Annotated in this window: 23 protein-coding genes, 1 tRNA gene and 1 pseudogene; 10 read left to right on the top strand and 15 right to left on the bottom strand. The window is 45.0% G+C overall.

The annotated features are described in order from the left end of the window. Positions 1–23 precede the first annotated feature (23 nt). The 5 genes from ACKTT1_RS05975 to ACKTT1_RS05995 form a co-directional block, all read right to left on the bottom strand. Positions 24–683, bottom strand: a complete 660-nt coding sequence (locus ACKTT1_RS05975; RefSeq protein WP_412708923.1) for a DUF2271 domain-containing protein — start codon at positions 681–683, stop codon at positions 24–26. 82 nt (positions 684–765) lie between these two features. Next, positions 766–939 carry a hypothetical protein gene (locus ACKTT1_RS05980; protein ID WP_412708924.1) on the bottom strand — a complete coding sequence of 58 codons (174 nt, stop codon included), beginning with the start codon at positions 937–939 and terminating at the stop codon, positions 766–768. Then, positions 932–1900 (bottom strand): flotillin-like protein FloA, encoded by a 969-nt coding sequence (gene floA, locus ACKTT1_RS05985; RefSeq protein WP_369019194.1) that lies wholly within the window; start codon positions 1898–1900, stop codon positions 932–934. Before floA ends, ACKTT1_RS05980 begins: the two co-directional genes overlap by 8 nt. Positions 1901–1905: 5 nt before the next feature. Then, positions 1906–3255: an NfeD family protein gene (locus ACKTT1_RS05990; protein ID WP_412708925.1), complete on the bottom strand. Its 1350-nt coding sequence runs from the start codon at positions 3253–3255 to the stop codon at positions 1906–1908. A gap of 181 nt (positions 3256–3436) precedes the next feature. Continuing rightward, the gene (locus ACKTT1_RS05995; RefSeq protein ID WP_412708926.1) at positions 3437–4600 is read right to left on the bottom strand and encodes an iron-containing alcohol dehydrogenase; all 1164 of its coding nucleotides are present in this window, start codon (positions 4598–4600) and stop codon (positions 3437–3439) included. A gap of 149 nt (positions 4601–4749) precedes the next feature. On the opposite strand from ACKTT1_RS05995, the pseudogene ACKTT1_RS06000 reads away from it, so the two are divergent. Next, positions 4750–7179, top strand: a pseudogene (locus tag ACKTT1_RS06000) (heavy metal translocating P-type ATPase); the annotation flags it as partial. Between the two features lie 41 nt (positions 7180–7220). Here ACKTT1_RS06000 and ACKTT1_RS06005 read toward each other — a convergent pair. Next, entirely contained in the window at positions 7221–7904 is a 684-nt protein-coding gene (locus ACKTT1_RS06005; RefSeq protein WP_412708927.1) for a flavin reductase, read from the bottom strand. Between the two features lie 81 nt (positions 7905–7985). Then, entirely contained in the window at positions 7986–9527 is a 1542-nt protein-coding gene (locus ACKTT1_RS06010; protein ID WP_412708928.1) for an FGGY-family carbohydrate kinase, read from the bottom strand. An 80-nt stretch (positions 9528–9607) separates the two neighbouring features. On the opposite strand from ACKTT1_RS06010, the gene ACKTT1_RS06015 reads away from it, so the two are divergent. Then, a complete protein-coding gene (locus ACKTT1_RS06015; RefSeq protein ID WP_412708929.1) occupies positions 9608–10501 on the top strand; it encodes a homocysteine S-methyltransferase family protein in 894 nt (297 codons plus the stop codon). A 53-nt stretch (positions 10502–10554) separates the two neighbouring features. On the opposite strand, the gene ACKTT1_RS06020 is transcribed toward ACKTT1_RS06015, so the two are convergent. The 3 genes from ACKTT1_RS06020 to ACKTT1_RS06030 are packed head-to-tail and all read right to left on the bottom strand — an operon-like array spanning position 10555 to position 14023. After that, on the bottom strand, positions 10555–11097 hold the full coding sequence (locus ACKTT1_RS06020; protein ID WP_412708930.1) for a manganese efflux pump MntP family protein: 543 nt from the start codon (positions 11095–11097) through the stop codon (positions 10555–10557). A gap of 28 nt (positions 11098–11125) precedes the next feature. Next, positions 11126–13069 carry an FAD-dependent oxidoreductase gene (locus ACKTT1_RS06025; RefSeq protein WP_412708931.1) on the bottom strand — a complete coding sequence of 648 codons (1944 nt, stop codon included), beginning with the start codon at positions 13067–13069 and terminating at the stop codon, positions 11126–11128. Further along, positions 13070–14023: a class II fructose-bisphosphate aldolase gene (locus tag ACKTT1_RS06030; RefSeq protein ID WP_412708932.1), complete on the bottom strand. Its 954-nt coding sequence runs from the start codon at positions 14021–14023 to the stop codon at positions 13070–13072. 176 nt (positions 14024–14199) lie between these two features. Here ACKTT1_RS06030 and ACKTT1_RS06035 point away from each other — a divergent pair, with 176 nt between their 5' ends. Both ACKTT1_RS06035 and ACKTT1_RS06040 read left to right on the top strand, forming a co-directional pair. After that, on the top strand, positions 14200–15171 hold the full coding sequence (locus tag ACKTT1_RS06035) for an NAD-dependent epimerase/dehydratase family protein (protein WP_412708933.1): 972 nt from the start codon (positions 14200–14202) through the stop codon (positions 15169–15171). Continuing rightward, positions 15164–16525, top strand: a complete 1362-nt coding sequence (locus tag ACKTT1_RS06040) for a phosphomannomutase/phosphoglucomutase (protein WP_412708934.1) — start codon at positions 15164–15166, stop codon at positions 16523–16525. Before ACKTT1_RS06035 ends, ACKTT1_RS06040 begins: the two co-directional genes overlap by 8 nt. Here the strand turns inward: ACKTT1_RS06040 and ACKTT1_RS06045 are convergent. From ACKTT1_RS06045 to ACKTT1_RS06055, 3 genes are all read right to left on the bottom strand, one after another. Further along, positions 16513–17382, bottom strand: coding sequence for a hypothetical protein (locus ACKTT1_RS06045; RefSeq protein WP_412708935.1), 870 nt, complete (start codon positions 17380–17382; stop codon positions 16513–16515). The genes ACKTT1_RS06040 and ACKTT1_RS06045 overlap by 13 nt on opposite strands. 52 nt (positions 17383–17434) lie before the next feature. Further along, the gene (locus ACKTT1_RS06050) at positions 17435–17941 is read right to left on the bottom strand and encodes an ECF transporter S component (protein WP_412708936.1); all 507 of its coding nucleotides are present in this window, start codon (positions 17939–17941) and stop codon (positions 17435–17437) included. A gap of 81 nt (positions 17942–18022) precedes the next feature. After that, positions 18023–19183, bottom strand: a complete 1161-nt coding sequence (locus tag ACKTT1_RS06055; RefSeq protein WP_412708937.1) for an MFS transporter — start codon at positions 19181–19183, stop codon at positions 18023–18025. Between the two features lie 217 nt (positions 19184–19400). Here ACKTT1_RS06055 and ACKTT1_RS06060 point away from each other — a divergent pair, with 217 nt between their 5' ends. Then, a complete protein-coding gene (locus ACKTT1_RS06060) occupies positions 19401–19556 on the top strand; it encodes a hypothetical protein (RefSeq protein ID WP_412708938.1) in 156 nt (51 codons plus the stop codon). Between the two features lie 172 nt (positions 19557–19728). Here the strand turns inward: ACKTT1_RS06060 and ACKTT1_RS06065 are convergent, their stop codons facing one another. Together ACKTT1_RS06065 and ACKTT1_RS06070 are read right to left on the bottom strand one after the other, a co-directional pair. Next, positions 19729–20757: a DUF4412 domain-containing protein gene (locus ACKTT1_RS06065; RefSeq protein ID WP_412710559.1), complete on the bottom strand. Its 1029-nt coding sequence runs from the start codon at positions 20755–20757 to the stop codon at positions 19729–19731. 167 nt (positions 20758–20924) lie between these two features. Continuing rightward, a tRNA-Gly gene (locus ACKTT1_RS06070) sits at positions 20925–20999 on the bottom strand. A gap of 62 nt (positions 21000–21061) precedes the next feature. Between ACKTT1_RS06070 and ACKTT1_RS06075 the strand changes: the two genes are divergently transcribed. From ACKTT1_RS06075 to ACKTT1_RS06095, 5 genes are all read left to right on the top strand, one after another. Next, positions 21062–21328, top strand: a complete 267-nt coding sequence (locus tag ACKTT1_RS06075) for an AtpZ/AtpI family protein (RefSeq protein WP_412708939.1) — start codon at positions 21062–21064, stop codon at positions 21326–21328. A gap of 267 nt (positions 21329–21595) precedes the next feature. Then, positions 21596–22261 (top strand): F0F1 ATP synthase subunit A, encoded by a 666-nt coding sequence (locus tag ACKTT1_RS06080; RefSeq protein WP_412708940.1) that lies wholly within the window; start codon positions 21596–21598, stop codon positions 22259–22261. 35 nt (positions 22262–22296) lie between these two features. Then, positions 22297–22563 (top strand): ATP synthase F0 subunit C, encoded by a 267-nt coding sequence (atpE, locus tag ACKTT1_RS06085; RefSeq protein ID WP_369019177.1) that lies wholly within the window; start codon positions 22297–22299, stop codon positions 22561–22563. 10 nt (positions 22564–22573) lie between these two features. Then, positions 22574–23089, top strand: a complete 516-nt coding sequence (gene atpF, locus ACKTT1_RS06090; protein WP_412708941.1) for a F0F1 ATP synthase subunit B — start codon at positions 22574–22576, stop codon at positions 23087–23089. Next, entirely contained in the window at positions 23079–23309 is a 231-nt protein-coding gene (locus tag ACKTT1_RS06095) for a F0F1 ATP synthase subunit delta (RefSeq protein WP_369019175.1), read from the top strand. The genes atpF and ACKTT1_RS06095 overlap by 11 nt, the downstream gene beginning before the upstream one ends. The last annotated feature ends 3 nt before the right edge of the window (positions 23310–23312 follow it).

A 23312-nucleotide genomic window follows, 5' to 3' on the forward strand; every position in this document is an offset into this window, starting at 1 on the left:
CACCCTTTCTTAACTCAAGGACTTTAAAACTGGCTGGACACATACCTTGCTTTGAGTTCCTGTATCATGTCTTTGTTTTTCTGGTTACCAAAGTAGGAAATTGAAATGGGAATGTTTTCCTGAGATGGACCTCCGTGAAAGAAAGTACCACTGTACAGCACTCGGTTCGACCAGTAAAGTGTGGCTTCAAGATAAAAGCGATACTCACCAGGCATAACCGGGTTTCCACGCTGATCTCTACCATCCCAGACATACACTTGTTTTCCGCTGGGCGGAGTTGCCCCCGATACAGCGTCAACCTCAGTCTTCTTCAACTGAGGCCTTGCCTTACTTACCCACGTCGGCAGACAGTCTTTTCGAAAAGTGTACCCTCCTCTGGCAGTAAAGCTGGTTACAAAAACCGTCTTTATCAAATTACCGGTCTTATCCTCTATCCATATTGCGTATTGGCTAGAAGCAATACCTTTTCTCTGAAATTTAAAGGATATTTCCAGAAAACCCGGTCCTCTCCAGGTGGGATTTTCATCGGCAGTTTCCGGGTTTGGGGAGGAAACCACGGATGAAGCTTTGCCTTCAACACCTGAAAACCCATCCGATACAAACAACCCAAAAATTGCCAGACAAGAGAGCATGAAAATTCTCACTCCTTTACCAAACCAGCCATGTGTCTTTCTCAACTTCATTCCCATTCTCTTTGTCATTAGGAAGAAACTCTGTATCATGGTCAAAAGCTTTTCCACTAAGCTGTAGAAGCCGTATTTTACTCTATTTTACAGTAATTCTCCTCTTGAACCTTTTGTTCCACAGCTGCAATTGGGGATTGATTTTAAATGACCTGGGTTCAGAAATTAACTCATGAAAAACGTAGAACGAACGCAGCTCGCTTTTAGAAATGTTGAGATGCAGGCGCTCCTTTTTGCCTTTTTCGGGATTATTCACTCTTTTCTTCCTCCCCCAGTCTCTTTCTCATCTGCGTATCAGCCTGTAAATTCTGAAGTGAGTAGTAGTCCAGAACCCCAAGCTTTCCCTCTCTCAAAGCATGGGCCAGGGCTCGAGGAACTTCTGCTTCAGCTTCGACCACCTTTGCCCGCATCTCCTGGGTGTAAGCTTTCATTTCCTGTTCTCTGGCGATTGCCAGAGCTCTTCTCTCTTCGGCTTTGGCTTGAGCCACGCGTTTATCAGCCTCAGCCTGGTCGGTTTGCAGTCGGGCGCCGATATTCTGTCCCACATCAATATCTGCAATGTCGATGGAAAGAATCTCAAAGGCAGTACCTGTATCAAGACCTTTGTCCAGAACTGTTTTGGAAATGATATCCGGATTTTCCAGAACTTCCTTATGGCTCCTTGAGGAACCGATAGTGGTAACAATTCCCTCTCCAACTCGAGCAATGACTGTAGCTTCGGTAGCTCCTCCAATCAAGCGATCTATGTTGGTCCTTACCGTAACTCGGGCTTTAACCTTGAGTTCAATGCCGTCTTTGGCCACCGCTGCAACCACTGGGGTTTCGATTACTTTGGGGAGAACACTCATCTGGACCGCTTCGAGGACATTGCGACCAGCGAGGTCGATAGCGCAGGTTTTTTGGAAAGAAAGAGGAAGGTTTGCTCTCTCTGCAGCAATAAGGGAAATCACCACTCTGTCCACGTTTCCTCCAGCAAGATAATGGGCCTCAAGTGCTCCCACACTGAGGTCCAGACCCGCTTTGGTAGCTTTAATGAGAGGAAGAATTATTTTTGCCGGTGGGACTCTTCGTAACCTCATACCAATAAGAGTTACGATGCTCACTTTGACTCCCGCCGCCAGTGCCGAAATCCAAAGCCCCAGGGGTACCAGGGTAAAAAACACTACTGCGAGCACCAGAATTATTATTGCCGGCAAGAGATACAAACCAAAGTCCACTCTCCTCAGTCCTCCTTTTTTCTGATGACTATTATTTTGTTACCCCGCACTTCGTCTACCACCACTTTCTCACCAGCTCTGATAAACTCTCCCCTACTGATAGCATCGTAGGATTTACCATCGATTTCTATAACTCCAGCTGGACGAAGTATGGTTTTAGCCGTACCCACTTGGCCCAACAGCGCCCGGTATGGTGAAGTCTCTTGATTTTTTTCTGGAGGAGAAACCTTTTCCTGAAGCCCCAACCTGCTCCAGATAGGATTTTTGGGAAGGAAGAAAAGTCCAACCAAAAAGATTACTCCCATGATGGCAAGATAAAGGAGCATTTCAAGAATAACTGTTCCTCGGAAGAGAATTCTGGTAGTTCTCAGCACCAGGTACAGCGACATCACCAAAGCGACAATGCCAGACACACCAACAATGCCAAAACCTGGAATTACCAAGATTTCAATAGCTAAAAGAGTAATTCCGGCAATAAAGAGAATCAGAGGTTCCCATCCTGATAACCCTGCTACATACCTTCCTCCAAAAAATAAAGCTGTAGCAGTAATTCCCACAGCCCCAGGTATACCGAAACCAGGAGTCATGATTTCAAGGAAGATACCGCCGAAAGCAAGTAGAAGGAGAAGGGGAACTATCGCAGGATGAGTTAAGAATCGAGCTAGCAATTCAGACCAGGAAGGAGTAAGGGAAATCAAGGGACCATCAAACCCCAGTTGTTCCAAAACTTCTTTCTGAGTGCGAGCTATACCGTCAACCGCCTTGTGTTGCAGAGCCAGATAAGCAGGGAGAGTCAAAAGCGCTCCCTTTTCCTTCAATCCCTCGATTTCCACATTGCGGTCAACCATAGCGGCAAAAATAGTGGGATCTCGCTCTCTTGCCTGAGCCAGTGCTTCTATCTGGGCACGGATAGCAGAAACAGTTTTAGGGTCTGGTTTCTCTACATCTTCTTGTCCAGAACGAGGTTCGCTGGCGCCAATACTCCCATCAGGAGTGATAAAAATTTTTTCACAGGAAAGAGCTATGAACACTCCTGCAGACCAGGCCTTTGAATTTACGAAAGCTACCGTTTTAATGGGTGCTTTAAAAATTAGGTCTTTTATAAAAAGCATGGCGTCCACTCTACCACCAAAGGTGTCGATTTCAAATATCACTGCCTGAGCGTCACGTCTTTGAGCTTCTTCCAGTGCTCTCTTTACAAAGCTGGCCAAACCCCATTCCACTGCCCCCACATCAGGAATATCTTTGAGAGGCACCCAGATTATCGGCTGTTCAGCGAGGGCAGAAGAAGATACTGCAAGAAGAATAATCAGTATAAAAAATACTATAAGGACTTTTCCAAAAAAGTTATCCATGTACATTCATAACCCAGAAAGTGGGAAGATTTATTCCCGAAAGTCTGAGAAGCCAGAAATCAATCTTTTATCAGGCTTTTTAGGTGCAAAAGGAGCTTCTTTCAAAAGAAATGCTACAACTTTCCAGTTCCCGGGATAAACCGGGAACCGGAAAGGATATCGCATATAGTAGAGTGTAAACCTAAAGTGACATTTCCAGAATGTTAAGCACGTCTTGCTTGTAAAGTTTTTTGGTATAACCAAGTGGTCCCAGACGAGTAGCGTGTTCGGCCATGCGTTCCAAGTTTTCTCTCCCAATACCCACTTCTTTCAGACTAACCGGTGCCCCAATTTCAGAAAACCATTGCTTGGTCCGCTCAATGCCAGCGAGTGCAATCTCTTTCACGTCCTTACCTTCTCGAGAAATACCCCATACTTTTTCTGCGAATTGTGCAAACTTTTCGGGTATTACATCTATGACATACTTCATCCACTGCGGAAAAAGAATTGCCAACCCTGCTCCATGCGGAATATCATAAAGAGCGCTGAGTTCGTGTTCTATCTGGTGTGTTGCAAAATCACCACAGGCTCCTGCTTCAATGAGGTGGTTGAGAGCCAGAGTGCTACACCACATGATATTTGCTCTGGCATCATAGTCATCAAGTTTTTTCAGAACCCTATGTGTATTTTCAATCAGCGTAAGCATTATTCCTTCTGCAAAGCGATCCTGGAGTGGTGTCTCGGGAACTGGATGGAAATACTGTTCGAAAACATGGGCAATGATATCCACGATGCCATACACGGTATGCTCTCGGGGCACAGTAAGCGTGTTAACCGGGTCTAGAATTGAAAAATCAGGAAAGAGGACCGGGTGCTTTACCGCAAGTTTTTCCTGGGTCTCTTCATTAGAGATGACTGCATTGCGATTCATCTCTGAACCTGTTGCAGCAAGCGTGAGTACACAGGCGAGAGGAAGTTTTTCCTTAGGCTCGGCCTTGCCTGTGAAAAAGTCCCAGGGGTCACCATCGTACTTTGCCCCCAGAGCGACTATTTTTCCAGTATCCAGAACACTTCCTCCACCTACAGCGAGCACCAGGTCAATGTTTTCTTGCTTGCAAATTTTAACTCCCTCTCTAACTTTGGAAATCAGGGGATTGGGTTTGACACCACCAAGCTCATAAACCAGCAACCCTTCCTCCTTAAGGAGGGACAGTATCTTATCATAGAGGCCAGTTTTTTTGATACTTCCTTGACCATAAATGAAGAGAATCTTTTCGCCATACTTTTTGCATTCCTTACCCACCCGTTTCGTTTCATCTTTCCCAAAGATTACCCTGGTAGGATTCTGATATTCGAAGTTGAGCATAATTCTTCCCTCCGCGTCAAAGCGTTTTGTTGATATTATACAGCATTCAGCCAAATTGCTGGTTTTTCTCAACCAGCATCGCTCCGGCTTGACACCCCCGTAGGGAGGGTGTACAATTAAATACACACCCCCATAGGGAGGGATTGAAAATGAGAAAAAATGAAAATCAGCAAGCCAGAAGATTGCAAATAAAGATTAAAGGGATGCATTGCTCAGGATGTGCTGCCAGCATAGAAAAAACCCTTGCCAGGAGAAGCGACGTATTGAAAGCTTCTGTAAGCTTCACGACCCAGACCGCAACACTTGAGGTGAAAAAAAACGCAAACCTTGATTCCATCAAACAGGAAATAAAAGAACTTGGGTATGAGGTGGAAGATGAATCAGAGCTAACCAAGATTCATCTGAGAATTGAGGGTATGAAATGCCCGAGTTGTGTCAAAGGAATTGAGAGTTCGCTAAAGAATCTGGAAGGAATTAAAGAGGTTCACATAGAGCTTCTCCCAGGTACCGCAACTATCGTTTTTCAGCCAGAAAAAATTCAATATTCAACCATAAGAGATTTTATCGAAAGTCTTGGATACCACGTTAAAGAGGATCAAAACAACCAGCCCGAGGGTGATCAAAAAGAGCTCTCCAAGGCCAGACAAAAATTAATCCTAAGCTGGGTTTTCACCGCGCCCCTGGTAGTTTTGATGTTGTTTAAAATGGTGGCAGGAGTTGAAGTAGCTTTTTATCTTGGCTGGGAGTTGCTCCTGAGTTTTCCAGTCATATTCGTCGTTAACTATGACAGTATACGCCGAGCCGGGAAGCTAATTTTAAAGGGCAAAACAAACATGGATACTCTTATCGCTGTTGGCTCTTTAGCCGCTTATCTTTCTGGCGTAATCAGACTACTAGGAAAACCAGTGGAGAGCTTTGCCGGTGTCGGAGCAATGATCGTTTCCTTTCACCTCATTGGGCGCTTTCTCGAAACCTCCTCCAGACACCGCGCTACCCGGGAAATCGCTGCCCTGATTGAAATGAAACCCCAAATAGCACACCTGAAAAAGGACGAAGGAGAAGTTATTGATGTGGCTGCGGAAGAACTCAAGGTTGACGATCGAGTAGTGATAAAACCTGGCGAAAAAATTCCCCAGGATGGGATAATTATCTCGGGTAGAACCACTGTGGACGAATCCATGGTTACTGGAGAACCTCTTCCCGCTGTTAAGCAGGAAGGCGATTTTATCATAGGCGGCACCATTAACCTGGAAGGCTTTGTGGAAGCCAGGGTCGTCCGAATAGGAAGAGAAAGCTTTTTGAGTCAGGTTATCGAGCTGGTTAAGGAAGCACAGAGCACTAAAGTACCAATACAGGCTTTTGCCGATAAAGTGGTGGGCATTTTCACTCCTCTGGTTCTGAGCCTGGCACTGGCTTCCTTTGTGGTTTGGTATTTCTTACCGGGAGTATTGCAAAATGCTGTTCTGACTTGGAGCAAGCTGTTGCCCTGGGTACCTCCAGATCTTGATCCTTTTTCGAGAGCTCTCTTTGCAAGCATTTCCACCCTGGTTATTGCCTGTCCCTGTGCCCTGGGACTGGCAACACCAATGGCCTTACTGGTGGGAAGCGGAGTTGGCGCAAGACGTGGTATCCTTTTTAGGGATGGTCGCGCTATCCAGCTCCTTAGAGAAATAAAAACTGTGTTTCTTGACAAAACAGGAACTCTAACCCTGGGAAAACCAGAGGTGACGGAGTTCGTTTTAAACCCCGCACTCTCTCCAAACCGCTTTTGGGAGGCAGTTTACGCACTCGAAGAGCGTTCAGAACACCCTTTGAGTAAAGCAATCGTTGAGTACATGAAGAAAAAGGGGCTGAAGTCCGACACCTTTCCAAAGGTAGAAGAGTTCAGGGTAGAACCGGGAAGGGGCGTTACGGGTCTTGTAAACGGCGAAAGAATATTTATAGGCAATCATCGCTTCTTTGAAGAGAACCAGCCTGAGAACTTCGACCTCTCTTTTATAGAATTTCTTGCTAGAGCGGGTACTACAGTGATCATTTTTACTCGTAAGGAATTCTGGGGAGCTTTCAAGTTTAGAGATACCATCAAAGAAGGGAGCAAAGAAAGCATCAACCGTCTGAAAAACATGGGCAAAAAGGTTGTGCTCCTCACTGGCGACAGCGAAGAAGCTGCTCTCGAGGTGGCTAAAAACCTTGGCATAGAAGAGATAGCCTCCAGGCTCCTACCTCAGGATAAAATGAGGATCATCGAAGAGCATCAAAAGAAAGGTAAAAAAGTGGCCATGGTTGGCGATGGCATTAACGATGCTCCTGCTCTCAAGAAAGCCGATGTAGGGATTGCCATGGGAGCTGGCACCAACATAGCCCAGGAAAGCGGCGATATAATTCTTGTGCGCAATGACCTGCGTTCCTTAGAAGAAGCGTTCCTCTTATCCGAAGCTATTTTCAAAAAAATCAAGCAAAATCTTTTCTGGGCCTTTTTCTATAACCTTATTGCCCTGCCTCTTGCTTTCCTGGGAGTTTTGCATCCGGTAATTGCCGAAATAGCTATGGGTTTCAGTTCCTTAAACGTAATCCTTAATTCGCTCCGCTTGCGGAAGTTCACTGGAGGTCCTGTTAGGACTCATAGTTTCTCAAACTGGTCTTTGCCAGCTCCACATATAGGACAGACCCAATCTTCGGGCAACTCTGCAAATGGGGTGTTGGGGCTGACACCTGAGTCAGGGTCGCCAAAGCGGGAATCGTAGATATAGCCACATATTTTGCAGCGATAGCGCTCTGAAATAGCTGCGGCTTCCTCTCCTTCGTGGTAGGTGGCCGCAGTACGTGGTACCTTGCCCCCTTTCACATCGCGGTAATAACCATAGGTCATGACTTCCTTAGAAGAATCCAGAAAATCCGTTTCGACTACTTCACCCAGGAATATAAAATGAGTGCCTGCGTCCAGAACTTTGATCACTTTGGCCTCTATGTAAGCTACGCTGTACTCAGAAAGCAAGGGTACTCCTGTCTTGCCTTTGAAATGTTTTACTTCGGCAAACTTATCAATATTCCTGCAGCTTTTAAACCCAAAAAGACCAATGACCTGAAGAGGTGTGTCCTTTTCCAGCACCGAAATTCCAAAATAACCACTTTCCTTGATAAGTTCTTGAGTGTAACTCTCCTTGTTTACACTGGCTACGATTTGAGGGGGAAAGGCAGTGACCTGAACCACAGCGTTAACAATGCAACCGCCTCTTTTCTCTTCGAGGGCGGAAGAAATAACGTACATTCCACAATTGACCGAAAAAAGCGCATCAAGATTCATCTTGGTATTTTTTTCCTCCTTCTCAAAGGTCCGCTGAGGAGTTCCTCAGCGGACCTTTTTAGGTTCACTTTCTGAAAACAATCAAACGCTACCTGAAAGCTCAGCTAGTTTCTGCATTACTTCCCGGGTTGACCGATAAAGCTCTTTAAACAGTTCGTAGTAGCGAGTGTAAATCTGGTGACGTTCAACATCGACTTCAATGACCGGTCTAAAGCTTACCCAATCTTTTATTCTCTCTGGCTTGTCGATCACTCCAGTACCAAGACCGGCGAGAAAAGCATCTCCGAAAGGTGCTTCGACATCTTTGGAAAGGCGCTTCATGTTAAAGCCGGTTACATCAGCAAATATTTGTACCCAGAAACTGGAGCGAGCAACACCTCCCACGATCCAGCACTCGGGATTGAGCTTCATTCCAGTCTTAAGGGCTTCTTCCATGTTATGACGCAGTGAATAGGCAGCTGCTTCAAGCATGGCCCGATAGACATGGGCACGGTTGTGATAGAGCGAAAGACCCAGAATGGTTCCTCTCGCGTCAGGGTCCCAGATGGGGGAACGTTCGCCCATGAAGTATGGTAGAACCAGAATGCCCGCACTGCCAGGAGCAATATCTTTTGCCTGCAACTCAAGCAACGTATAAGCTGATATGCCAGTGTTCTGCTCCACTTCTTTTTCGTAACGACCAAACTGGTCTCTAAACCAGCGGGCAAGGGCACCAGAGGTGGCACTACCACCAAAAGTATAAATGAGTTTATCATCATAAACAACGTACGGAAAACTGACCAAACCCGGAGTCAAATACTCTCCACCATGTACAGTTCCCCAACACATGGAGGTACCTGCCATGGCAACGTGTTCTCCCGGTTCAAGAACCCCTGCACAGAGTTGCGCCACGGGAGCGTCCACACCACCTGCTACTACTGGTGTCCCCTCCAAAAGTCCCATAGCTTGAGCAAACTCCTTGTTGAGCTTGCCAGCTACATCCGAAGATTTAATGATTACTTCAGGCAGCATCCTGCGAGGAATACCCAGGATTTCGCACATTTCATCTGACCAAGTGCGCTTGTGAATATCAAAAACTCCTCCAATATTGCCGGCCGAAGAAAAATCGGTAATTAAATTTCCTGTAAAACGATATATGACGTAATCTTTAGGAGTAACAAACTGGTAGATTTTGTTCCATATCTCAGGAAGATTGTTGCGTATCCACATCATTTTGGTAAAACCATAATAGGAATCCACATAATTGCCAGTTATACCAAAAATCTTTTCCAGAGGCACATTATCTTTAACCCATTGCGTTTCTTTGCGGGCTCTCCGGTCCATCCAGATGAGACAGGGATAAAGGGGTTGTACTTTATCATCTACCGGGATTCCGGACCCTCCGTAAAGCCCACTCAAAGCCAGCCCAGCAATTTCTTGAGGTTTAACTCCCGATTTCTTTACACATTCAGCGATAGTCTCCACCACTGCTTCAAGCCATACGTCGGGCCACTGTTCTGCCCAGGAAGGGCGAGGGGTTATCACCTGATACTCACGAAAGGCATCGGTAATAAAGTTACCCTTCTCATCAACCATTACTGTTTTGGTTCCCTGAGTTCCAATGTCTGTTCCCAAAAGGTACATTTTACACCTCTCCTCAAGAATATTTTTCTTTTTATTGTATCATTATTGAAAGGGCAACTAAGACAATGAGGAGGAAAAATATGCTGCGCGAAAGGTTGAAAAAAGGAATTGTTGTTTTCGATGGTGCGATGGGCACTCGCCTCCAGGAAAGGGGTCTTAAAGCTGGACATCCACCAGATGAGTGGAACATTTCGCATCCTGAAGAGGTTCTAGCTGTACACATAAGTTATGTAGAAGCCGGTTCAGATATGATTCAAACCAATACTTTTGGTTCGAACCGCTTGCAGCTTAAAAGGCACGGACTCGAAGATAGGATAAAGACTATTAACCAAAAAGCAGTGCAAATTGCAAAAGAAGCTCTTAGAGAAAATGTTCTACTTGCTTCCTCAATAGGTCCCTTGGGAGAGTTTTTGGAGCCTTTTGGTGACCTGACCAGAGAAAAAGCCAGGGATACTTTCAGGGAGCAGATGGAAATTTTGAGAGAAGAAGGTATTACAATTTTTCACTTGGAAACTTTTTCTTCTTTACAGGAAGCTTTAATCGCTGTAGAAGTGGCTCTGGAGTTGAAGGCTGAAATCATAGTCAGTTTAACCTTTCAAAAGCGAGGAGATGGCACCTTCACCACGTTGATGGGTGAAACCCCCCAAAGAGTATCCTTTACCTTGCAGGATTTACCCGTAGCGGCCATTGGTTCCAATTGCGGAACCGGCATCCATGAAATGCTTTTTCTCGTGCAAGAATTGCGCAAACATTACCAGGAGGGCTTTATTTCCTGCAAACCTAACGCAGGGATACCCCGGATCGAGGGAGATAAAATTCTATATACTGAAACTCCCCAAGATTTCGCCCAGGTAACTCAGGAACTAATCAAAGTGCCAGTGAATATAATCGGAGGCTGTTGTGGGACCACGGCTGAGCACATAAAAGCTATTCGAAAAACAGTTGACGACTATTCTGCTTCAAAAAGAGGTTGAATAGAAAAATAAAAGGGACAAGCCACACCGGGCTGCTGCAAGGGTAGTGTTAGTTACCCTTGCAGCAGAATTTTAACTCCTACTGCTACGATAGCCACTCCACCCAGGAGCTCGGGATGGGGGATGAAAGCCTTACCGAAGCGATGCCCCAGTGACACCGCAAGGTAGCTCATCAATGCGCATACCACCCCTATAATCAGAGCGCGTGCGTATATGGCATTTCCCATAAACGCAAAGGAAAATCCCACTGCCAGGGCATCAATGCTGGTAGCCAAAGAAGCTAACAGCAGTGGTATTCCCTTGCTGAAATCCACATTCTCCTCAGGTCTGTTTTTTAAGCCCTCCCAAAACATTTTAATGCCTACAAAAAGCAAAATGAGAAAAGCCACTAAGTGATCAAAACTTGAGACATAGTGCAAGGTTGTAGCTCCAGCAAAAAAACCCAGGATGGGCATTCCAAACTGGAATGCCCCAAAAGAAAGTGAGAGACGCAACTTTGCTCCCAGAGGACATACCTTCTGGCACATCCCAAACACCAGGGAAAGTGAAAAAGCGTCGAGCCCTAATCCAAAGGCGACTACAAAGACCTCTAACACAATGCATGCACCTTGGGGTCCGATTTATTCACACCTGACGTGCAAAGTTTGCTGCTTCCAAAACTGCGTGATAAATTTTGCGAGGACTTCTTGCATCACCTACAAGGTATACTTCGTTGATCCTTCCTTTCAACGCTTCAAAGAGCTCTCTCCGTGGTCGAGTGCCCAGAGCAAAAACCAGGTAATCAACATGCAATTCAGATGTTTGGGGATCGGCTTCGCAGAGGTACACTACCCTCCCCCCAATTACATCCATGCATTTGGTATTACTCATAATGATTATATTGCCTCTTGCATTCAGTTCCTTCAAAAGCTCTATGCGGGTTATAACTTCTGCATCCTGGGCAAGCTGAGGTAGCATTTCTAAAAGGTACACTTTGTTATCCAGGTCCGAAAGATACAGTGCGGTTTCACAACCTACCATACCTCCGCCTATAACTGCTACTTCCTTCTTAGAAGGAGTGATTTTACCTTTTAAAACATCCCAGGCTGTGGTGCTGATAGCGGCTTCCAGTTGCGAAAATTCGGGGATTATGGGCTCACCACCCGTCGCAACAAAAACCACATCAGGTTCCATAGCCAGAATCTTGTCGGGGGTAGCCTCTTCGCCGGTAATTACCCGGACTTTAAGCTTCTGAAGCATTCTCTCCAGGTATTGGAGGAACCAGCGGATTTTATCTTTGCCTGGTGCAGTGGCTGCCAGGAGGAGTTGACCACCAAGTCTTTCTTCCTTCTCTATTAAAACAACCTCGTGCCCCCGTTGAGCACAGAGCATTGCTGCTTCCATTCCAGCCGGACCTCCACCAACAACCACTACTTTTTTGGAGCAAGTAGCCAAGTCCTGCCTGCCCCAAGAAAATTCTCTTCCTGCCCAGGGGTTTATTGCACAGTGAACCTTACCGTTGGCAAACAGCTCTCCTATGCATCCTACATTACAGCTTATACAGTAGTTAATATATTCCTCTTCTCCCCGAAACGCTTTTTTAGGCCATTCTGGATCTGCTATCAAACCTCTCCCTACCGCTACAAGATCTGCCTTGCCTTCAGCAAGAATTTTTTCCGCAAATTCAGGATGCCTTATAACTCCAACCGTTACGATGGGTAGAGAAACTTCTTTCTTAAGGGCTTCGGCCAAATACACTCGCCAGCCTTCTTCATAGTTTACCGGTTCTACAATGGTGCTGACCGACTCGTATATTCCACAGCTTACGCTAAGGTAATCAATCCCTTTTTCTTCAAGGTGTTTGGCAATAGCTTTACCCTGTTCAAGATCAATTCCTCCCGGCACAAACTCGTCAACGCTAAGACGTACTCCTACCACAAAATCTTCTCCGGTCAGCTGTCTTATACCGTCGATTATCTCGTCAAGAAAGCGCAACCTGTTTTCGAAACTTCCTCCATACTCATCGGAACGCTTATTGGTGTAGGGAGATAGAAACTCGTTGATCAGGTAGCCGTGCGCGGCATGAATTTCCACCCCATCAAAACCTGCCAGCTTTGCTCTCAAGGCAGCTTGAACAAATTTGTCAACAAGAGATTTAATTTCATCTGTGCTTAGCTCTCTTGGCTCCACACCGAGAAATTTGCAGGCAATAGGAGATGGAGCTACTGGCTGGAGACCAGAGGTTGTCGAAGGTGTACATTGCCGCCCTCCGTGTTGAATTTGCAAAAAGGTTTTTGCTCCCTCAACGTGTATCGCCTCAGCGAGAGCTTTTAATCCTGCCAGGAACTTGTCGTCGTCTACAGCTATTTGAGAAGTTAAGCTCCTTCCCTGGTACATATCTACCTGCGCATTTTCGATAATAATAAGTCCCACTCCGCCTGCAGCCCTGAGACGGTAATACTCTATAAGTTCCGAAGTAACTTCCCCAAAAGCACTACCCAGGTTAGTAGCCATAGGTGGCATTACAATCCGATTTCTGAGTTCTACTTTCTTAATTGTCAGTGGTGAAAAAAGATTAGGATACTTCATTTAAGAAACCTCCTTAAGGGCTTCAGCTAATCTGAGGGCTGTGCCCTGTATTTCATAATACTCTTCTATCAATTCAAGCAACTTATCTCTCAAAATGCTCCGAGCACTTTCTATATTACCACCCTCTTTTAGGCCTTTTTCATAAGCCTGGCGAATTTCTGTTCCCACGTTGATTTTGGTAATACCATTGCGAATTGCTTCTTGAACATACTCTTTCTTAATACCCGAGCCTCCATGTAAAACCAGGGGTATTTGGGTACGTCTTGCTATTTCCTTCAGCCACTCTATATTGAGACGCGCTTCCACCTTCTTCTGGTCTTTTGCGGCTCCACTTATTGCACCGTGAATATTGCCTACTGCTACTGAAAGCCAATCCACCCCTGTTGCCTTGACAAATTTTTCCGCATCCTCGGGAGAAGTAAAACCTTTTCCCGAAGCAAAAAGTTCCTCATAAGGAGGCAAAGGTCCTTTCTCGTGTCCCAGGACGGCTCCAAGCTCGGCCTCCACACATACTCCCTGGGGGTGAGCCATTGAAACCACTTCCTGAGTAACACGGACGTTTTCCTCAAAAGGTAAGCGGGAACCATCGATCATTACTGAATGATAGCCAAGACGAAGCGCTTCTTGGATGAGTTCTCTCCAGTCTACTGGATTCCCTTCTTCATCAATGACCGGAACATGGTCCTGGTGCAAACGGGCCAGGGAAAGGTCTTCCCAGCGAGCATATTCTTCTTTGACCGCTTTAAAGCTTTCAGCACCAAAACGCATAATATCTGGACGGGATACTTCCAGCAAAGCAAAAGTGCGGGTTTCTCTCAGGACATCAAATATGGTTTTTACCATTGGAAGGTGAGCAATGTTGAAAGCAGGAACCAGGATGTGTTTCCGATAGGCTGCTTCCATAATCCTGCCAATCGAAGCCGCTTTTAGAGTTTCCTTCCATTCTTGTTGCATTTTTTGAAAACACCTCTTTTCTGATTTGATGTATCTGGTAAGCACCATAAACGCCGATACACTCAGAAATATAACCAACGACTTTCTCGATAAAAGTCCTTCCGGTAATCATTGTATCAAAAGCTGAGGCTTTATATAATAGAGAAAACCCAATACATATTTAGGAGACTGAAAAGATGATTCGAAAGGGCAGGGTTTTGGTGATTGGCGGTACCGGCCATATAGGAAGTTTTCTGGTGCCGATGCTTGTAAGCGAAGGCTATGAAGTAGTGGTTTTGACCAGGGGATTGACGCAACCTTTCCCTCATAACTTTCTTTTCTCAAGGGTTAGCACTGAAATTATCGACCGTTACCAAGATGAACAGAGTGGCCGATTACAGAATATTATTAAGAAATACCAACCGGAGGCAATTATCGATTTGATTTGTTTTGAACCTCAAAGCGCTGACTACCTGATTGAACTTCTTTCAGGAAGTGATGCCTTACTCCTTTCCTGCGGTACGGCCTGGGTATATGGTCCCGTGCAAAAGGTACCAGTTGATGAGGGCCATCCTCGTAACCCCCTGAACGACTATGCCCGAAAAAAAGCACTTATAGAGGAAAAACTGTTTCAGGCCTGCCATGCGGGAAAATTCCCTGTGGTCCTGATACACCCTGGACACATAACCGGTGCTGGCAAAACTCTGGTTACTCCCTTTGGTGACCACAACCCGGAAACACTGCAAAAAATAATTAATGGCGAGGAAATCTTTCTGCTTGATGGAGGATTTTCAACCCTGCACCATGTTCATCCCTTCGATGTTGCTCAACTGTTTGTAAAAGCCCTGAAATATCGAAAAAAAGCAATTGGTGAAAGCTTTAATTGTGGAGCTTCACATGCCATGACTTTCTACGGAATGGGTGTGTTTTTCGCTTCGCTCTTTGGAAAAGAACTGCGCTTCAGGTGTATTCAACTCGAAGAATATACGGAGCAATTTGGCTTTCCCGAAGAGGCTTACTATCATGTACGTCAGGGTTGTTGCATGTCGATAGAAAAGGCTCGAGAGCTTTTGGACTTCCAACCAGCCTATTCTCCAGAGCAAGCGATTATCGACGCTACCAATTACCTTTTGCAACAGGGAGTGTTAAAGGTCAAAAACAATGAGTAGTGCATTTAAAGAGTGCGACATCAGAGGTATTTATCCTGAGGAAATCAACGAAAACCTGGTCTGCGAGATAGGCAAGGCTTTTGCTTCCTTCTTTGAGCCACAAAGTGTGATAGTGGTGGGTGGGGATGTACGTTTAAGTACGCCCTCCTTGAAAAAAGCTCTCATAGAAGGCCTGGTTGCGGGTGGCTTGAAAGTTATCGACGTGGGAATAGTTCCCACTCCACTTTTCTACTTCATTGTAGAAACCACCGCTGCTTCTGGAGGTCTCATGGTAACCGCTTCCCACAACCCCCCACAGTATAATGGAATAAAGCTTGCTTTTGGGAAAATGCCACCCCGTCCAGAAGATATTCAAAAAATTGCGAAGCTGGTTGCAAAAGGGGGAAACCTCAAAAGGGCCAAGGGTGGACTGCTGGCTATGAATGAAGACTGGGAGAAACTGTATTTTTCCTATCTTTCAGAGAAGCTTCCCACACCAGATAGACCTCTGAAAATGGTTGTTGACTGTGGGAATGGTTGCTACTCTGGGGTTGCAACCAGGTTCCTCCGGGGGTTTGGACACCAGGTAATTGAGCTTTTTTGCGATCGCAACGGTGCTTTCCCCAATCGTTCGCCCAACCCTGCCTTGCCACAAAATTTACAAAAACTTTCTGAAATGGTCCACAGCCATAGGGCAGACCTGGGGATTGCTTTTGACGGCGATGGTGACCGAGTGGTTTTTGTCGATGAAAAAGGGCAGTTTGTGCAGGCCGAACACAGCATGATTTTCTTTATACGCAATTTTGTTCCTCCAGAAAGTGCTTTTATCTATGACTTAAAATGTTCCAATATCATTCCTCAGGAACTCAAGAAAAAGAATTGCCGCCCTCTTCCTGAACGCTCAGGTCATGCCTATATCAAAAGAAGACTGATAACAGAGGGAGCTTTCATGGGCGGTGAAATCAGTGGCCATTATTTTTTTGGAAATCTTGGCAGAGACGATGGTCTTTATGCTGCAACTCTTTTTAGCGCCCTGCTCTCGAGGCAGGAAGCATCGCTTTCCGAAATTCTTGCCCTGTATCCCGAACCCCATGTTACACCAGATATTCGAATACCCAGAGATCTTGAAGAACACCTGGTAGAAAAGATTCTGGAAACTATTTCTTCTTCAGAGGCTGAATTAATTACTATTGATGGAGTAAAAGCTCTCTGGCCTGATGGCTGGGCGATGCTTCGCAACTCAGTGACCGAACCAGTTTACACGTTACGTTTTGAGGCTACCTCACCTGATAACCTCAAGGAGCTCATTCACCGCTTTCTTTTTGCATTTCCTAAAATAGAGAAGGTAGTACTTGAAAAAATCTATTCTACGTGAGTAGTGGGACCCCCTTCGAAACCTTGCTCACAGCAATCACTACAATTGCCGTTTCCCTCTCCTGAAGAACCCAATCCAGAAGTACGCAGGGTAAACCCGTCACTATCCACTGAAATCTGGACCAGTGGTGTAGCCCAGGCAAAGCTGTATTCAAGTACACAGCAGTTACCCTGGGTGCGAGTTTGGCAGTTGATGCGAGCTTCCCCAAGAGTCATGGATGCGCTGCAGTGACGACCACAGTTAATGACTCCATCACAAGAGGCAGTCACTTCAGCAATTATTTTTCCCCGTTCTCCACCCCAGAGCCAGTAAATAGTATAGTCCAGACAGCGAAGCTTCTGCTCCTGCCCTTCTACAATCACCATATTGGAAAGAATATTATCGTAAACAATGTCCTCAGCAGTGGCCACACAGAGCGTGGAAAATTCTTCACCATTAGCTTGCCAGTAAATTCTCACCAGGTGCATTCCTACTCCAATGAGCGAACTAACCAGATTTTGCCACTCGTTGAGTTCTGCTTGAGAAATAGTTTCTTCTTGCAGGGAAATAATACTCCCGGAAAACAACGTATCTTCAAAAGTAATTTTGGGAACTCTGGCCATCAATGGATTGGTAATTTCGGTTATCACTTCCTGTCTTTGGGCAACGTCACCAATGGTTCCCAAATAACTGTAGGAGAGAGCCGTACCAATGTTCCCATAATACTGATTGAAATTAGCAAGAGCTTCGTCAAGCAAACTGCGAAGACCGGATGGCAATCCTTCCTCACTTTGAGGCGAGATGGATGTTTCTCCCGAACAACCTGCACAAACCAGAATCACTATGCACAATAAACCCAAAAGCAGAAAACTTTTCAACGCTTTCCCCTCCTTACTAATAATACCAACAAGGTTAGCAAAAACAAAAGGCTCAGGTACGGTGATGCATCAACGCTTTCTCGGTTTTCAAAATTGCTGTAACCAGCAAAGGTGCAATTACCATCGCACTACCCGCTTGTAGAAAATTACCGGGGAGCTCAGCAAGTGCTGCTCCCAAGCCATACATTGCCACTTCACTCAAAAAGTAGCCAGCAACCATTTCGCAACCCGCGAGCAAAAGGAACGAAAACTGGACCAGTAATCCTTTGCTTCGGTGAGCAGCATGGCCTGCGATGAAGCCTTCAAGACCCTTGATTATCAGTGTAAAAGGAGCCCAATGGGCATATCCAGTGAGTACGTCAGCAAGGGCTGAACCCACTCCACCAGCTATAGCTCCCCACTTTCTACCCAGAAGCAAAGCAAAGACCATTATAGCTGCATCTCCCAGGTTGATATAACCCCTGGTTTGTGGAACGGGCACCTGCAAGCTCATGGTAACCACAGTCACACAAGCAGTAGCCAGGGCTGCATAAACCATTCCTTTTGTGCTTTCTTTCAAGGCTTCACCATCCTCCCCTGTCTAGGCTGCTTTTTAATTATAGCATGACTTTCCTCACTTGTTCCCAGGCTTAAAGTTTGATTACGTTTGCTGTAGAGCACCTTTCACTTTGAGGAGAATTAAAGCGGCAAAAAGTTGAGCAACAACCGAGAAAAGAACCAGGTAAAGGATATTCTTTTCGTAAAGAAAACCCATAGCCCAGGATCCCGCAAACCAGGCAAGACCGTATGCAGCAAAAAATATTCCGTAAGCAGAACTCCTCCTTTCGGAAGGAGCCATACGAGCAACGGTAGCCCTCATTATAGACTCCTGAGCTCCCATACCTATTCCCCAGAGGGTCATGCCAAGCACAATCAGGGACCAACCTGATGAAAAGGCGAAGGGGGCAAAGAGTGTGGATAAGAAAACAGCCCCCAACAAAGCCTGAAAGCCTCTCCTATCGAAGAGCCACCCAAAAAACAATGCGCTGAAAGCATCAACGCCCATTGCATATGCATAGAGTACAGGTATCAGAGATTCCCCCAATATCGCTTGGTTTTTAATATGAAAGGCTATCAAGGGGTAATCCGCAAAACCTATAGCTACCAACATTACCGCCACAAGATACAGCCAATAAGGAGAGGTCAAACCGCGAGTAGCAACCGATAATTTTTTTACCGCAAGTTCTCGAGAAGCAGGGTAAAAACCTTTTGCCAGCACCAAAAAGGACAGGGCCAGTAAAGCAGGTATAGCGAGAAAAGCAAGCGACAGGCGATAACTTCCCTTCGCAGCCAGTAAAAAGGCAACCAGAAGAGGACCGGACACTGCACCAATCTGGTCCATGGCTTCGTGTAAACCAAAACCCCACCCTAATCCAAACTGCTCGGCAGCCCCTGAAAGCATAGCATCCCTTGCAGGAGTCCTGAGTGCTTTTCCAAAGCGTTCAAGAATGAGTAGAAAGATTGCTATTTCCCAGTTTCCAGCAACTGCAAGCAGCGGAACTGCCAGAAGGTTTACACAGTAACCCAAAATAACAAAAAACCAGTATTTTTTCGTCCTGTCGCTCAGCAATCCGGAGACGATTCTCAGTCCGTAACCCGTAAATTCTCCCACACCGGCTGCAAAACCAACCACTGCAGCTCCCGCTCCAAGGTGACGGAGGAAGGGACCCACGATACTGCGGGCACCTTCATAAGTTACATCTCCAAAAAGGCTTACCAGACCAAGCAGAATAACGAATCCGAGGGCTCTTTTCCTGTCCACCTTTACTCCTCCTTAAACATTCCCAAGATTCCATTTATGGCTAAATTCCTTTCACAACGCACAATACTTCTTTACCAAACACTCGTTTTCGACATCGTGTATTGGACACTCTTTGGGTTTCAAAATCGGGCTGTACTTAGTATATTATGCTAATAATCGAGTCAAAAAAAGAGTTTTTTCCTACAAAAAGCGGAATTGTTCCAGGGAAAAGTCTATCGTGTTTGAAAACGTAACTGGAGAAAAATCTCACTCTATGAAACAAATCACTTCTTCAGCTCCGCGTGAGTTCATCACCAAAGAAGAATTTCCTGGATCTTTGGATGGTGAAGCTGGGTTTTCTTTTATGAAAGTCCGCGACTTTGCTAAAGAGTGAGCTTTGTTTGTCCGCTGGGGTCCAGTTGGCTTAATCCTTCAAATTCCTTTAGAAACAAACTTAAAGGCTTTATCCAAACGAGAAAAAACAAAGATTACATTGAAAAATTTGAAAGATCTAACTTAATTAATTAAAAAAGTCTCTTGCAAACGCTATTATAGTATTTTTAATTTTATTCCCCTTTCATCGGCCTGTATCCTTCAGGAATCTCAAAGATACTGGCATCCAGAGATACTTCTTCAATATCCTTTACTTCAAAGACCATCTGTGTTTCGCCCTGTACATAGTTGATAAGCTTTACAGGAATGCCGTACTCTCTGGAAATCCAGGCCTTCTGAACAAGGAAATTTCCAGCTTGCAATTCCTTTTTTTCACAGAGAAGGCCTTCAACATCCTCTTCTCCGCTTTCAACAACGTCGTAGACTAAGCTCATAGCATAGTGAGCTTCAACAGGGTTGTAAAAGTATAACGGGCTGAAAAGGTAAGAAGCCTTGAAATCCTGTGGGTTTGTCAAATGAAAAACAGGCACTTCCAGATACGTTTTTTCATCCTGGTCAATCATAAACGCCTTTTGAGACCGTCTGTCGACCACTATAGAAATATTTTTAACTTCGAAAGTCGTTTCTACGTTAACATTTACAGCTTGACCTTTGGTCTGGCTTTCAACGGTAATAGTCTTTTCTTCTTCAGGAATGACATCGTAACGATATATATGGTCTTTCAAATAGATTCTGCCTCTAATAGTGTTCCCTGCAATGTTCATCAAGGTGCTGGCGGAAAAAGAACCAGCTGGAAAAGGTGGCGTTGCTTTCACTGGTGGCATTGTTGTCCTTACTTCTTTCGTTAGTTTCCCCTCGTGGTCCACAGAAACTGCACCACTTTCAAGATATATTACAACTTTTTCAACCCTGTCAGATGCTTCAATGCCCCACCTGCCAGACCCGCCATCTTCAAAATAGAAATCGAACTCCCAGGTGAAATTATCTGCAGTAAAAAGACGAAGGACGCCTTTTGACTCATTTCCATCACCGGCTACGTCGGTTATTATTAAATCAAAAGGGCTGCCAGGCTCTGACAGGTAGGTTGCTTCTACATTTTCCCCCAACAATGTGTCCTTACTTGGTTTGTCCTCAGAATAGCCCAGCGAACAGGTGGAAACCGCAAAAATAAATGCCAGCACCAACAGCAACGCGAAGCGCATTTTCACTTTGCATCCCCTCCCTGAGGCTTTAAGCGCAATTCCAGGTTACACTCTTTAAAAGAGAAAATCAAGTTCAAAAAGAGAAAAACTTTCTTAGAATAACCTTTCTATGAGTATCGGATTTGAGAGCAAGGAGAACAAACTGGAAGGTGCATAAAATAAAAAATTGGAGCGGAAAACGGGATTCGAACCCGCGACCCTCGGCTTGGGAAGCCGATGCTCTACCCCTGAGCTATTTCCGCTCCCTATTTTATATGATAACCAGAACATTTGAATTTTTCAATAGTCGATTATAATTATTCCTATGAAAAGAAATGCTTCCGATAATGGTAGTTTTTGGAAAAGTGTGGGTCAGATCTGGGATATTTCCTGGATGAGTGTGGCGCCTATATTATTTGGGCTCTTCCTGGGTCAATATCTTGACAGGAAGTACCCTCTGGGTTTTTCCTGGACTCTGTCCCTGTTAGCCCTGGGAGCTTTTCTGGGTTTTTATAACTTATATGACTTCTTGATGCGAGAAAGTCGCAAAAGCGATGATAAAAGAGATACTGTCAACCACAAAGATGATTGAAGAATTCCTTGTAGCCCTGGCGGGAAGTACGCTTCTGGTTAACCTGATACTTTCTTTGCTTTTTTGGGAAGTCAAAAGAGTGATTTCAAAGAGAAACCTGCCCTCTACCAAAGACAAACTCCTTAGGTGGAGTGTTTTTGTAGTTTTTTGCTGGCTCTTAATATCTTCCCTGCAGGTCAACGCACTATTCCTTACCGCTACCCTCCCCCTCACCTACCACCTGTTCCTGTGGTTTTATGTAAAATTTTTGTTTAGAGGTAAAAATCGATGGAAGAATTGCTAAACCCCCACGTGCTTTTCTGGATATGGGTTCTTCCAGTTACCAAAACCGTAATTGCTACTTGGCTGGTAATGGCCTTCCTGGTAGTGGGTTCAATATTGCTCACCAGAAAAATGACCCTTGTTCCAGGAAGACTACAAAACGTCGTCGAGTTGTTTGTGGAAGCGATTCTCAATCTCATCGAAGGAATGTCTCCGGGATACGGTAGACAGTTTTTACCTCTGGTAGGAACCCTTGCTCTTTTCATTGGAACCTCCAATCTTGCCAATTTGGTGCCTGGCCTGCAAGCACCAACAGGTAATTTCAATACCACCCTGGCTCTTGCTCTGATAGTCTTTTTTGCCGTTCCTTATTACGGGATTCGCAATCAGGGCCTGCGGAATTATCTCAAGACCTATATTTCTCCATCCCCAATCCTTGCTCCTTTCCACATAATAGGTGAAATAACCCGCACTCTTTCTCTGGCCCTGCGACTTTTTGGAAATATCCTGGGGGAAGAAATTATCATTGCTATTCTCTTCATGCTGGCACCACTCTTTTTACCGGTGCCGATGATGCTTTTCAGTATTTTCACCGGAATCATTCAGGCCTATATATTTACGATACTTACTGTAGTGTATCTGAGCGCTTCGGTTGAAAAAGCGGGTCATTAGTGATAAATTTTTTTCAATCTGAAAGGGGGATTACGATGCAGGGAGAAATATTGTTTCTATGCGTCACCGTTTTCACTGCTGGTTTTTCCATCGCCATCGGGGTTATTTTTCCAGCTCTGGGGCAGGGAAAAGCCTGTAGCAAAGCTCTGGAGGGCATAGCCCGTCAACCGGAGGCAACCAATGAAATCAGCAGAACTCTATTTGTGGGACTGGCACTGCTTGAATCACTGGCTATTTACGTGCTGGTGGTTTCCCTGATACTGCTTTTTGCCAATCCACTTATAAAATACGTTTTCAAGTAAAAGGTTATCAATGTTAGAGGTAGATCGTAGCCTGATTTTTCAGATTATCAATTTTATAGTTCTGGTTTTCCTACTGGTTCGTTTTCTCTTTAAACCCGTTTTGAGAGCGCTGGATAGACGTTCTCAGAAAATACGCAGCGAACTGGAAGAAATAGAAAAAACTCGCGAGGAACTGAGAAAATTAAAAGAAAAGTATGAGGAAGAAGAGCGCTCCATTCAGCAAAGATACAAAGAAGCCCTGGAGAGAGCTAATCAAGAAGCTCTGCAGATGAAAGCTACTATTATTGAAGAAGCATATCAGGAAGCAGAAAAGATTAAAAGAGAATACGAAACCAGAGCCCAAAAAGAAATCGAAAGATTACACAAGGAATTACGAGAAGAAATAGCGGAAATTGCTATAGCTATAGCTGGTAAAATTCTCCAGGAACACATTACACCACAAATACAGGAACGCTTGATCGACGAACTGCTTGACGCTGCGTTAAATAGAATAGAATCCCGACTGAGTATAGCCCATGAAAAGTAAAAAAGAAATAGTAAAGGTGATAACTCCCTTTCCCCTTACCGCAAGGCAAAAGCAAATTATCTTCCAGAAACTCGCTCCTTTTGCTGGTGACACCCATCTTAAAATAAAGGAAAAAGTTGACCCTTCTTTAATCGGGGGAGTAATTATTATGTGGCGAGATCTTTACATTGATTGTAGCCTCAAAACTCAGCTGGAAAAGCTAAAAAAGGAGCTATTGTAAGTT

It is taken from the genome of Atrimonas thermophila, from assembly GCF_045864955.1.
Classification (GTDB): Bacteria; Atribacterota; Atribacteria; order Atribacterales; family Thermatribacteraceae; genus Thermatribacter; species Thermatribacter velox.

Bases quoted from the DNA above. Each gene is read 5' to 3' on its own strand.
- ACKTT1_RS06030 (WP_412708932.1), bottom strand. From the start codon at position 14,023: ATGCAACAAGAATGGAAGGAAACTCTAAAAGCGGCTTCGATTGGCAGG.
- ACKTT1_RS06095 (WP_369019175.1), top strand. From the start codon at position 23,079: ATGAAAAGTAAAAAAGAAATAGTAAAGGTGATAACTCCCTTTCCCCTT.
- atpF (WP_412708941.1), top strand. From the start codon at position 22,574: ATGTTAGAGGTAGATCGTAGCCTGATTTTTCAGATTATCAATTTTATA.
- ACKTT1_RS06010 (WP_412708928.1), bottom strand. From the start codon at position 9,527: ATGTACCTTTTGGGAACAGACATTGGAACTCAGGGAACCAAAACAGTA.
- ACKTT1_RS06035 (WP_412708933.1), top strand. From the start codon at position 14,200: ATGATTCGAAAGGGCAGGGTTTTGGTGATTGGCGGTACCGGCCATATA.
- ACKTT1_RS06040 (WP_412708934.1), top strand. From the start codon at position 15,164: ATGAGTAGTGCATTTAAAGAGTGCGACATCAGAGGTATTTATCCTGAG.
- ACKTT1_RS06065 (WP_412710559.1), bottom strand. From the start codon at position 20,757: ATGCGCTTCGCGTTGCTGTTGGTGCTGGCATTTATTTTTGCGGTTTCC.
- ACKTT1_RS06075 (WP_412708939.1), top strand. From the start codon at position 21,062: ATGAAAAGAAATGCTTCCGATAATGGTAGTTTTTGGAAAAGTGTGGGT.
- ACKTT1_RS06080 (WP_412708940.1), top strand. From the start codon at position 21,596: ATGGAAGAATTGCTAAACCCCCACGTGCTTTTCTGGATATGGGTTCTT.
- ACKTT1_RS05975 (WP_412708923.1), bottom strand. From the start codon at position 683: ATGAAGTTGAGAAAGACACATGGCTGGTTTGGTAAAGGAGTGAGAATT.
- ACKTT1_RS06025 (WP_412708931.1), bottom strand. From the start codon at position 13,069: ATGAAGTATCCTAATCTTTTTTCACCACTGACAATTAAGAAAGTAGAA.
- ACKTT1_RS06005 (WP_412708927.1), bottom strand. From the start codon at position 7,904: ATGAATCTTGATGCGCTTTTTTCGGTCAATTGTGGAATGTACGTTATT.
- atpE (WP_369019177.1), top strand. From the start codon at position 22,297: ATGCAGGGAGAAATATTGTTTCTATGCGTCACCGTTTTCACTGCTGGT.
- ACKTT1_RS05990 (WP_412708925.1), bottom strand. From the start codon at position 3,255: ATGGATAACTTTTTTGGAAAAGTCCTTATAGTATTTTTTATACTGATT.
- ACKTT1_RS05995 (WP_412708926.1), bottom strand. From the start codon at position 4,600: ATGCTCAACTTCGAATATCAGAATCCTACCAGGGTAATCTTTGGGAAA.
- ACKTT1_RS06015 (WP_412708929.1), top strand. From the start codon at position 9,608: ATGCTGCGCGAAAGGTTGAAAAAAGGAATTGTTGTTTTCGATGGTGCG.